Raw genomic sequence first — 10,500 nt, 5'->3', positions numbered from 1 at the left:
CCGCGTGCGGGCCGGTCGAGTTTCGATCGCTCGGGACCTCGGGTAGCGTCGCGCGCATCCCCTGCCAACGTGGGAAAGCGCATCGCCGAGTTCGGAGCATCGGGATGATCAGATGAGTGCGGCGAGCTCGGAGGCTCGGTTGTCCGAAGAAGACCTGACCAGGTTGTTCGGAGATCTGGAGGAGGTCGTCGTCTCGCTCGATCGGCTTTTGTCCAGGATCGGGGCGGGGGATGAGCCGGACAAGCTGGTCCGATTCGTGGTCGAGCGGAACCTGCTGAGTGTCTGGCGCACGATCGGGCTCTGGTGGGTGATGCGCTCGCAGGCGTTATCGGAGAAGACGCGGTGGAGGAGATCGCCGAAGCGCAGTATCGGTATGTCGATCCACTGTGACGTACCCGAACGGGTGAGGATTCGCTGATGTCACGTTTTTCCGAGTGGTACGGGACGCCGCGGCGAGCGGGCACCGGTGGGATGCCCGAGTCGCCGGCGCTGGCGGAAATGCCGGCCGTGCGCGCCTTCCTCGAGGCCAACCACGGCTGCGAGTTCCGGTCGGGGATCTACCGAGTGCACGACTCGCGCTCCGCGTCGGTGGTCGATTCGGTCATCCAGATGCATCCGCGCTGGTCGGGGCGGGTACTGCCGTTCGCGTTCGACTGGCTCGGCCGCCAGTTCGCTCTCGACGTCTCGGCGGGCTTCGACGAGGGCGAGGCCGAGGTGCTGATATTCGAGCCAGGCACCGGTGAGGTCCTCGAAGTGCCCTGCGTGTTCGCCGATTTCCACGACGGGGAACTGGTCGACGAGGCGGACGCGGCGCTCGCGGAGAGCTTCTTCGAAGAGTGAGTGGAGGTTTCCGGCAAGGGAGTTTCCTGGGCCGTCTGTGCCGGGTACCAGGTGCCGCTGTTCCTCGGGGGCGCGGACGTGGTCGAGAACCTCGAAGAGTTCGACCTCGAGGTTTATTGGTCGCTGTGCGCTCAGATGTGGCTGGGTGTCGGCGGCGATTCGCGCGAAGCCTAGCGAATGTCAAGTTTCTCGCGGGCTCGGACCATTTCGAACTCGCGTTCCGAACTCGGTGGAAACTGAGACTCGCCCCAGCAAGGCGATCGCCCTCGCGCGAGGAGTTGACGGCGCCCGAACGTCGTGTTGAGTTGGAGCGCCTTCGGCCAGGCACTGCGGCTGGGCGAGCCCCGGACCGAAGAGATGCTGGCGGCGCGACGCTCGTCGCGGTGCTTCTGCCCGGAAGGCGGACTTGCCGTGGGATGGACGAGCTGTCCCGGGATGGCGAGTTCGACCCGGTCGCGCACCGCGCCCTGTCCCGTGAACGCGGGCGTACCCGAGTCGAAGCACTTCGGACGGTCTTCGGCCGACGTGTCCGTGGCTTCACGGCCTACGTCGAGATCTTCGCGACACATCGAGAAGTCATCAAGGCCTCCTCGCCGAGCTGCGCGTTCAATGGCGACTACGTCAGCAAAGCGGTCACCGCGGCATGCGCCTTCTCCGCATCGGGCGCATCCCCGGTGATCACGTCCGTGTACACGAACGACTCCCCGATCCGCACCAGCAGGTAAGCCAGGTCCGGCACCGGCAACGGCGGCACCAACCGCCCCGCCGCGACCTCCGCGCTCAGCAGCTCGGCGAGCCGGGAGATCGTCCGCTGTTGGCAAACGCTTGCGCGCGTCGTCAACAGCCGCAATGCCCGCTCCGGCTCCCGCCGCAAGAAGTCCCGAAAAGGCGGCGACTCGTTCGCGAACCGGACATATCCGCTCACGAAGTCAGCCACCCCCGCAGCCCCGCGCCCGGCGCAAGTGGGCAACAGCCGGGCGATCGAAGCCGACGACAGCGACCACAGGATCTCGCCCAACAGCAGATCCCGGGACCCCACCCGCCGGTGCAACGTCGCCCGGCTGATCGACAGGGCCTCCGCCAGCTCGCCCATGTCGACCCGTCGACCGGCCAGGAACCAGTCGCGGGCCAGGTCGAACGCAGCCGAGTGAGACATATGCCAGAATGTCTCACAACGACCGCGGGAAGGGAAACGACATGCGCGCAGTGCAGGTGACCGAGTTCGGCGGACCCGAGGTGCTCACCCCCGTCGACCTGCCCGATCCCGTGGCCGGCCCCGGCGAGGTGCTCATCGACGTCGACCGCATCGGCGTCAACTACGCCGACACCCACCAGGCCGAGAACTCCTACCTCGCGCCCTCCAAGCTGCCGCTCGTTCCCGGTGGTGAAGTGGTCGGGACAAGCGGAGGCAAGCGGGTCGTCGCCCTGCTCAACGGCGGGGGCGGCTACGCCGAGAAGGCCGTCGCACCCCAGGCGACCACCTTCCCCGTTCCCGACGGCATCGATGACCTCACCGCGCTGTCCATGCTGGTCCAGGGCGCCACCGCCTGGGTCCTCCTGCGCAAGAACGCCCACCTCGAAAAGGGCGAATCGGTTGTCGTGCACGCTGCTGCCGGTGGCGTTGGCACCATCGCCGTTCAGCTCGCCAAGGCCTGGGGTGCCGGCCGCGTCATCGCCACCGCCAGCAGCGACGAGAAGCGCGCCCTCGCGCTCGAACTCGGTGCCGATGTCGCTGTCGACTCCCGCGCCGAGGACATGACCGCCACCCTCATCGAGGCCAACAACGGACGCCGCGTGGACGTTGTGCTCGACATGGTCGGCGGTACGACCACCGACCAGAGCATCGCCGCGCTCGCGCCGTTCGGGCGGCTCGCCTTCTACGGCATGGCCGGGCGGGAGAACCCCAAGCCGGTCGAGATGCGCAACCTCCTCGGGCACAGCACCACGATCAGCGGCATGTGGCTGCCGCACGTCTTCCGCCTGCCCGGCAACGTCTTCGGGACCGCGCTGAACGAGCTGTTCGACCTCGTCCTGCAGGGCAAGCTCAAGGCCATCCCCGGCGGCGAGTTCGGACTCTCCGACGCCCGCGGCGCGCACGAGGCCCTGCGCTCCCGCAAGACCGTCGGCAAGCTACTGCTCGACCCCGGCAAGTAGGCGTTCCAGGGGTGCCGCCTTGTGGAGGCACTCCTGCCACTCCGCCTCCGGGTCCGAGTCCGCCGTGATCCCGCCGCCGACACCGAGGGAAACGGCGCCGCCGGCGATCTCGAACGTCCGGATCGCGACGTTCAGCTCCAGTCCCGCCGCCGGCGAAACCAGCCCGATCGCGCCCGTGTAGACCCCGCGTCCGCAGGGTTCCAGCTCGGCGATCAGGTCCAGCGCGCGGATCTTCGGCGCGCCCGTCACCGAGCCCGGCGGGAACGTCGCGGAAAGCAGCGAGGCGTCCGAAACCGACGGGCGCAGCACCCCGGTCACCGTCGAGTCCAGGTGCCAGACCCCCGGCGCCGGACGGACCCGCAGCAGCGACGGCACCGCCACGGTCCCCACCTCGCACACGCGGCCCAGGTCGTTGCGCACCAGGTCGGTGATCATCACGTTCTCCGCGACGTCCTTTGTGGACTGACGCAGCAGCAGCGCGTTCCCGTCGTCGGCCGGGCCGCGCCGGGGGAGCGTCCCCTTGATCGGCGTCGACCGCACGGCGCGGCCGTGGCGCGCGAGGAACAGCTCCGGCGAGAACGAGACCACCGACCCCCACGAGCCGGACAGGAAGGCCGCCCGGCGAGGCGCCAGCGAAGACACCCCGGCCGCGAACAGTCCGGCGGACGAGCCGGAGAACGTCCCCGTGAACCGGCTGCAGATGTTCGCCTGGAACAGCTCGCCGGCCTCGATCGCGTGCACGCACGCCTTCACCGCGTCCCGGTGCTCCGAGGGCAGCGGGCGTCGCAGCGGCCCGGCCTCCCAGGAGAGATCGGGCGGAGAGGCGGCCAGCAACGACTCCATTGTGGACGCCGAAGGGCCGCCACCGTCCAGGGACTCCAGGTGGCAGACGCCCGAAGCGGACCACCGCAGCACGTGGTCCGCCCACCCCCACGCCGCCGGGGGGAGCGAGCCGGAGGCGTCGTACGCCAGGTAGCCGAACCACCCGCCGCCGATCACGCCGGGCGGGGCGTCGGCTTCACCGAGGGAAGGGAAGTCGCGAGGGGACACGGCGAGTGAGGGGGCGATCACCGCCTGGGCGCCGAACCAGTCGCCGGACAGCATCGCGGGCGGCGGCAGCCCGCGGGAAGCGTTGTGGTGAGCAAGTACCGAAAACGCGCGCGCGGGCGTGACATCCGTCCGGAGTGCCCTGCTCGTCACGCGCATGGCGCCATACCACCACACGTCAGAGCAGCAGGTCACCCAATGTGAACGGGTACACGACGGCGTTCTGCTCCACCGGCCCCTCGACGCCCGGCACGTCCGCCGTGCACGCGTGCTGGTGCACGCCGAGCCGCGAGTGGAACCACCCGGCCCGGCCCGGGATGCCGTTGTGCCGGATCAGCCACAGCACCACTTCGGAGTCGGCCCAGCGGTCCGGGTGCAGCCGGTGCTGCCAGCAGTCGTAGTCGGCGTAGACCAGCACGCGCTCGATCCGCGCCGCCTGCCGGACGTACTTGATCCACGCCTTGATGAACCGGTCGTCGACGCTCGGGGCCGCCACCTCCAGCGCGGGCGCCAGCGAGCCGGGGGAGAACGCGCCGAGCCGGCTGGCCGTCCGCACGAAGTGGTCGGCCTGGTCGTGCACCGCGCCCGGCCGCGCGTAGTGGCGGCCGCCGACGTGCAGCCCGGCTTCCTGCGCGCCCGCGAGGTTCCGTTCCGACGCCGAGCTGCTCCAGTTGACGTTCTCGCTGATCGTCACCGAGACGAACCGGTTCTGCGCGCCGCGCACGGCCTGCCAGTCGGACACGCGCTCGCGGTGGGACAGCGAGATGCCGAGTTCGGCTTCCGGCTCCGTCACAGTCCGCCCCCGGCGCGTCGATGAAGAGCACACCATACGTCGCGGAGAGCGGACCCGCAGTCACCCACGCGCGGTTGATCAGGCATTTCTTCGGCCCGGCGTCGGTCACCGGGCCGTGCCGCACCCCGGAGAGCCGGGTACGGCGGGCGCGCCGACGGCCTGTTCCAGCGGGTCGCCGGCCACCGGGCCTCCCTCCCGACAAGGCGCGTGACGCCCTCCGTAGGCTAATAAGGTATGAGCACCCCTGTGTTGACCGCGGTGGCCTGGCCCTACGCCAACGGCCCCCGCCACATCGGCCACGTGTCCGGATTCGGCGTCCCGTCCGACGTCTTCTCCCGCTACCAGCGAATGGCCGGCAACCGGGTGCTCATGGTCTCCGGCACCGACGAACACGGCACCCCGATCACGGTCCAGGCCGACAAGGAGAACTCGACCCCGCAGCTGACGGCGGACAAGTACACCCGCCAGATCGGCACCGACCTGCAGGGCCTCGGCCTCTCCTACGACCTGTTCACCCGGACCACGACCGGCAACCACGCCGAGGTGACGCAGCAGATCTTCCTGGCGCTGCACCGCAACGGCTACGTCGTGCCGAAGACCACGCGCGGCGCGATCAGCCCGTCCACCGGCCGCACGCTGCCCGACCGCTACGTCGAGGGCACCTGCCCGATCTGCGGGTACGACGGCGCGCGCGGCGACCAGTGCGACAACTGCGGCAACCAGCTCGACGCCGCGGAGCTGATCAACCCGAAGTCGCGGATCAACGGCGAGACGCCGAAGTTCGTCGAGACCGAGCACTACTTCCTCGACCTGCCGGCGTTCACCAAGACCCTCGGCGACTGGCTCTCGACCAAGACCGACTGGCGCCCGAACGTCCTCAACTTCACCAAGAACCTGATCGACGACATGCGGCCGCGGCCGATCACCCGCGACCTCGACTGGGGCGTCAAGATCCCCCTCGACGGCTGGCGCGACCAGCCGCTGAAGCGGTTCTACGTCTGGTTCGACGCGGTGATCGGGTACTTCTCGGCGAGCGTCGAGTGGGCCCGCCGGTCCGGCAACCCCGACGCGTGGCAGGAGTGGTGGAACAACCCCGACGCCCGGTCGTACTACTTCATGGGCAAGGACAACATCACCTTCCACGCCCAGATCTGGCCGGCCCTGCTGTTCGGCCACAACGGCGAGGGCGACAAGGGCGGCGAGCCGGGCAAGTACGGCAAGCTGCACCTGCCCGACGAGATCGTCTCCAGCGAGTTCCTCACCATGAGCGGCTCGAAGTTCTCGACCTCGCGCGGGCGCGTGATCTACGTCGAGGACTTCCTGCGCGACTTCGGCCCGGACACGCTGCGGTACTTCATCTCGGTCGCCGGCCCGGAGACCCAGGACACCGACTTCACCTGGGACGAGTTCGTCCGCCGGACCAACTTCGAGCTGGCCAACGAGTGGGGCAACCTGGTCAACCGGTCCATCTCGATGGCGCACAAGAACGTCGGCGCCATCCCGCGCCCGGAGGCCCCGACGGCGGCCGATGAGGACCTGAAGGCCTTGTCCCGCAAGGCTTTCGACACCGCGGGCGCGCACCTGGCCCGATCCCGGTTCAAGCTGGCGGCGAGCGAGGCGATGAAGGTCGTCACCGCGGCGAACAAGTACATCTCCGACCAGGAGCCGTGGAAGCTCAAGGACGACCCCGCGCGGCGCGACACGGTGCTGCACACCGCGCTGCAGGTCGTCTCCGACGCCAACACGCTGCTGACGCCGTTCCTGCCGCACTCGGCCCAGAAGGTGCACGAGGCCCTCGGCGGCACCGGCGTCTGGGCCGCGCAGCCGGAGCTCAAGGAGGTCGACGACCTCGACATCGACGGCCGGGTCAACCCGATCCTCACCGGCGACTACGCGGGCGAGCAGGCGAAGTGGGAGTCGAAGCCGATCGAGGTCGGCAAGCCCCTGCAGAAGCCGTCGCCGCTGTTCACCAAGCTCGACCCGGCGCTCGGCGAGACCGGCCCGGAGTGGGCACCGATCACGAAGGACTAGAGGTAGTGCATGGGTGACGAGAAGCGCGAGCTGCCGCCGGTCCCGGACCGGCTCCCGGTGTCGGTGGTGGACGCGCACACCCATCTCGACGCGTGCGGTGCGGTCACCGCGGCCGATGTGAAGGCCGTGGTCGACCGCGCCGAGCGCGCGGGTGTCGCCCGCGTCGTCACGGTGGCCGACGACCTCGCGTCGGCCCGCTGGGCGGCCGAGGCGGCGACCTGGGACAGCCGGGTCTGGGCCGCCGTCGCGATCCACCCGACGCGGACCAAGGAGTTCGGCGAGGCCGAGAAGTCCGAAGTGGAGCGCTTGGCCGCGCAGGACCGCGTGGTCGCCGTCGGCGAGACCGGCCTCGACTACTACTGGGACTACTCGCCCCACGACGCCCAGCAGGAAGCCTTCCGCTGGCACATCGACCTCGCCAAGCGGCTGGACAAGCCGCTGATGATCCACGACCGCGAGGCCCACGACGACGTGCTGCGCATCCTGGCCGAAGAGAATGCGCCGAATGCCGTAATCTTCCATTGTTTTTCCGGGGACGCCGAAATGGCGCGCAAGTGCGTCGACGCGGGATACGTCCTTTCCTTCGCCGGCACGGTGACGTTCAAGAACGCGAAGGGGCTCCACGAGGCGGCCCGGCTCTGCCCGGCGGACCAGTACCTCGTCGAGACCGACGCACCGTTTCTGACCCCCCACCCGTTCCGTGGACGGCCGAACGAGCCGTTCGGCGCGGCTTACACCGTCCGTCACCTCGCGGCGCTCAGGGGCGAAGCTGTCCACGAAGTCGCCCAATCGGTCCGGACCACTGCCGAGCGGGTCTACCGACTCCCCAGTGTCACAACGGGGTGAACGCACTGCGACATCAGGGTTCCTTGATCGTCCACCTGATGGAGTGACGGGGATCACGACACTCCGGGGGGTGTTTGCGCAACCCGGCGGGACCCGTTACTGTCCCGTGATCGTGCCGGTCGGTACTGCACCATGCAGTTGCCGACTGTTACGCCCACAGTCACGTCAGTGCACGTCGGGGAAGCGGAACCGGGTAGGTACGACCGGAACCGTGACGATGGCGCCGGCTGCGGGCCCAGACGTAAAGACGCCGCCCCGAACGGCGTCTTGGGAAAGGGAACGACCCGGTGACAGGTAGCAGACAGGCTGGAGCGCGCTCCGCCGTCCTCGAACGCAGTTATTTCGAGGACACCGCGTACGGTCAGCTCGACTTCTCCGACGACCCGAACATCACGCAGCAGGACATCCTCGCCGCGCTCGGCCCCGACGCCGACGCGATGATGGCCGAGATCGACGTCGACGTCGACGAGCTGATCCGCCTCATCAACGCGGAAACCACTTTCCTTCCCCCGATCGTCCTCCCGGACGAGTTCGAGGCGGACCGGACCGCGTCCCCGCAGGCCAAGAAGGCCGCGATGGACGAGAGCATCCGGGCGACCTCCAAGGTCTGGAAGCGCCGCTTCCTCAAGGGCGCCGTCCTCAGCGTCATGATCAGCGTCGCCGGCGGCGGCGCGGCCGCGCTGGCGATGAACAAGAGCATCACCGTCGACGTCGACGGCCAGCAGACCACCGTGCACTCGTTCGGCGACACCGTCGGCGAGGTGCTGGAGGACGCGGGCCTGTCGGTCGGCGCGCACGACTCGCTCTCCCCGTCCCCCCAGGCGGAGGTCGGCGACGGCGGCGTCATCAAGCTCGAGCGCGGCCGCCAGCTGAAGATGATCGTCGACGGCTCGGAGCACACCTCCTGGGTCCGCGCGACCCACCTCGGCGACGCGCTGGGCCAGCTCGGCATGGCCGGCGTGGACAAGCCCGGCACGTGGATGTCGATGCCGAAGGACGGCGAGCTGCCGCTGCAGGGCGCCACGGTCGAGATCAAGACCCTCAAGAACCTCACGCTCTACGACGGCGCCAACGCGCCGAAGAAGGTCACCACGACCGCGGTCACCACGAAGGAGTTCCTGGGCGAGTACAAGCTCACCCTGGGCCCGGAGGACCAGGCCGAGGGTGGCCTGGACGTCAAGCTGACCGACGGCGCCGAGGTGCACATCAGCCGCACCGGCGTCTCGACGGTCGTCCAGAAGGAAGACATCGCCCCGCCCGAGCAGAAGGTCGACGACCCGGACCTGGCCAAGGGCAAGACCTCGGTCGAGGACCCGGGCACCCCGGGCGAGAAGATGGTGACCTACAAGGTCACGCAGAAGAACGGCAAAGAGGTCTCCCGCGAGAGCATCTCCGAGCAGGTCATCACCCAGCCGAAGCCGAAGATCATCCACGTCGGCACCAAGCAGGCCCCGACGCCGGCGATCGGCGACGGTTCCTCGTGGGACCGCATCGCGCAGTGCGAGTCGGGCGGCAACTGGGCCATCAACACCGGCAACGGCTACTACGGCGGCCTCCAGTTCGACAAGCGCACGTGGGACGCCTACGGCGGCGACGCGTACGCGAACCTGCCGAGCCAGGCTTCGCGTGAGCAGCAGATCGCGATCGCGGAGAAGGTCCGCGACGCGCGCGGCGGCTACAGCGCCTGGCCGGTCTGCGGCAAGAAGGCCTGACACGCTTTTCGAACGGCCCCCACCTCGCCGAGGTGGGGGCCGTTTCGCGTGCGCGAAGAGTCGACACCCGTGATTCGAGGGTCGACACGCGTGATTCAAGGGTCGACACGGCCCGGGCGGCCGGCCTAGCCGTGTCGACTGCTCAATCACGCGTGTCGACCTTCTGGTCACGCGTGTCGACCGCTCGATCACGTGCGATGCCCCCTGGGTAGGCTCGTGCGGTGGTTGAACTGTTGGGACCTGCCGAGATCCGCGGGCTGGCGGCCGAGCTGGACGTGCGGCCGACCAAGAAGCTCGGGCAGAACTTCGTGCACGATCCCAACACCGTCCGGCGGATCGTCGAGCTGGCGAACGTCGGCCCGGACGACGTCGTCCTCGAGGTCGGGCCCGGGCTCGGGTCGCTCACCCTCGGGCTGCTCGCCACCGGCGCGCGCGTCGTCGCCGTCGAGATCGATCCCAAGCTCGCCGACCGGCTGCCCAAGACCGTCGCCGAGCGGGGTCCCGAGGCCGCGGAGCGGCTGACCGTCGTCGAAGCCGACGCGATGCGCGTCAGCAAGGACGACCTGGGCGAGCCGACCGCGCTCGTCGCCAACCTGCCCTACAACGTCGCCGTCCCGGTCGTGCTGCACCTGCTCGCCGAGGTGCCCTCCCTGACGTCCGGCCTCGTCATGGTCCAGACCGAGGTCGCCGACCGGATGGCGGCCGGCCCCGGCAGCCGGATCTACGGCGTGCCGAGCGTCAAGCTCGCCTGGTACGGCCCGGCGCGCAAGGTCGCCGCCGTGCCGCGTTCGGTGTTCTGGCCGGTGCCGAACGTCGACTCCGCGCTCGTCGCCTTCGAGCGCGGTGACGCTCCGGCGTCGGACGACCGCGATCGGCTCTTCGGCCTCGTGGACGCCGCTTTCTCACAGCGCAGGAAGACGCTCCGCGCCGCGCTCGCCGGCTGGGCGGGCTCGGCCGAGCGGGCCGGGGAGCTGCTCACGGCCGCCGGGATCGACCCGAAGACCCGCGGTGAACAGCTGAACGTGCACGACTTCGCGAGGCTCGCCGCCGCGCGTTAGCACGTCCACAGTGGAAGTC

General features: G+C 69.4%; 11 protein-coding genes. 8 read left to right on the top strand and 3 right to left on the bottom strand.

Annotated elements, in window-relative coordinates; genetic code table 11:
- Nucleotides 1-139 precede the first annotated feature (139 nt).
- Genes ABZ342_RS20175 through ABZ342_RS20165 form a run of 3 tightly spaced genes read left to right on the top strand, consistent with a single transcriptional unit; the run spans nucleotide 140 to nucleotide 1,014 of the window.
- Complete coding sequence (locus ABZ342_RS20175; protein WP_360474963.1) at nucleotides 140-418, top strand: hypothetical protein; 279 nt, start codon at nucleotides 140-142, stop codon at nucleotides 416-418.
- Nucleotides 418-840: a hypothetical protein gene (locus ABZ342_RS20170; RefSeq protein ID WP_360474960.1), complete on the top strand. Its 423-nt coding sequence runs from the start codon at nucleotides 418-420 to the stop codon at nucleotides 838-840. Before ABZ342_RS20175 ends, ABZ342_RS20170 begins: the two co-directional genes overlap by 1 nt.
- Nucleotides 841-1,014 carry a T6SS immunity protein Tdi1 domain-containing protein gene (locus ABZ342_RS20165; protein ID WP_360474957.1) on the top strand — a complete coding sequence of 58 codons (174 nt, stop codon included), beginning with the start codon at nucleotides 841-843 and terminating at the stop codon, nucleotides 1,012-1,014.
- A 442-nt stretch (nucleotides 1,015-1,456) separates the two neighbouring features.
- Here ABZ342_RS20165 and ABZ342_RS20160 read toward each other — a convergent pair whose 3' ends face one another.
- Complete coding sequence (locus ABZ342_RS20160; protein ID WP_360474954.1) at nucleotides 1,457-1,996, bottom strand: QsdR family transcriptional regulator; 540 nt, start codon at nucleotides 1,994-1,996, stop codon at nucleotides 1,457-1,459.
- A gap of 41 nt (nucleotides 1,997-2,037) precedes the next feature.
- Between ABZ342_RS20160 and ABZ342_RS20155 the strand changes: the two genes are divergently transcribed.
- Nucleotides 2,038-2,994: a zinc-binding dehydrogenase gene (locus ABZ342_RS20155; protein WP_360474951.1), complete on the top strand. Its 957-nt coding sequence runs from the start codon at nucleotides 2,038-2,040 to the stop codon at nucleotides 2,992-2,994.
- Here the strand turns inward: ABZ342_RS20155 and ABZ342_RS20150 are convergent.
- Both ABZ342_RS20150 and ABZ342_RS20145 read right to left on the bottom strand, forming a co-directional pair.
- On the bottom strand, nucleotides 2,971-4,200 hold the full coding sequence (locus ABZ342_RS20150; protein ID WP_360474948.1) for an aminodeoxychorismate synthase component I: 1,230 nt from the start codon (nucleotides 4,198-4,200) through the stop codon (nucleotides 2,971-2,973). The genes ABZ342_RS20155 and ABZ342_RS20150 overlap by 24 nt on opposite strands.
- 19 nt (nucleotides 4,201-4,219) lie before the next feature.
- Nucleotides 4,220-4,834: a GH25 family lysozyme gene (locus ABZ342_RS20145; protein ID WP_360474945.1), complete on the bottom strand. Its 615-nt coding sequence runs from the start codon at nucleotides 4,832-4,834 to the stop codon at nucleotides 4,220-4,222.
- Between the two features lie 234 nt (nucleotides 4,835-5,068).
- Here ABZ342_RS20145 and metG point away from each other — a divergent pair, with 234 nt between their 5' ends.
- The 4 genes from metG to rsmA all read left to right on the top strand — a co-directional run bounded on the left by metG (nucleotide 5,069) and on the right by rsmA (nucleotide 10,481).
- Nucleotides 5,069-6,865: a methionine--tRNA ligase gene (gene metG, locus ABZ342_RS20140; RefSeq protein ID WP_360474942.1), complete on the top strand. Its 1,797-nt coding sequence runs from the start codon at nucleotides 5,069-5,071 to the stop codon at nucleotides 6,863-6,865.
- Nucleotides 6,866-6,874: 9 nt separating this feature from the next.
- Nucleotides 6,875-7,711, top strand: coding sequence for a TatD family hydrolase (locus ABZ342_RS20135; protein ID WP_360474939.1), 837 nt, complete (start codon nucleotides 6,875-6,877; stop codon nucleotides 7,709-7,711).
- 287 nt (nucleotides 7,712-7,998) lie between these two features.
- Nucleotides 7,999-9,423 carry a resuscitation-promoting factor gene (locus ABZ342_RS20130; protein ID WP_155540890.1) on the top strand — a complete coding sequence of 475 codons (1,425 nt, stop codon included), beginning with the start codon at nucleotides 7,999-8,001 and terminating at the stop codon, nucleotides 9,421-9,423.
- Between the two features lie 221 nt (nucleotides 9,424-9,644).
- Nucleotides 9,645-10,481, top strand: coding sequence for a 16S rRNA (adenine(1518)-N(6)/adenine(1519)-N(6))-dimethyltransferase RsmA (gene rsmA, locus ABZ342_RS20125; protein ID WP_360474936.1), 837 nt, complete (start codon nucleotides 9,645-9,647; stop codon nucleotides 10,479-10,481).
- The last annotated feature ends 19 nt before the right edge of the window (nucleotides 10,482-10,500 follow it).

This window comes from Amycolatopsis sp. NPDC005961 (genome assembly GCF_040629235.1).
GTDB classification, from domain to species: Bacteria; Actinomycetota; Actinomycetes; order Mycobacteriales; family Pseudonocardiaceae; genus Amycolatopsis; species Amycolatopsis camponoti.
Note: the sequence above shows the minus strand (reverse complement) of the source record. Positions and strands in the feature narration are given on the sequence as shown.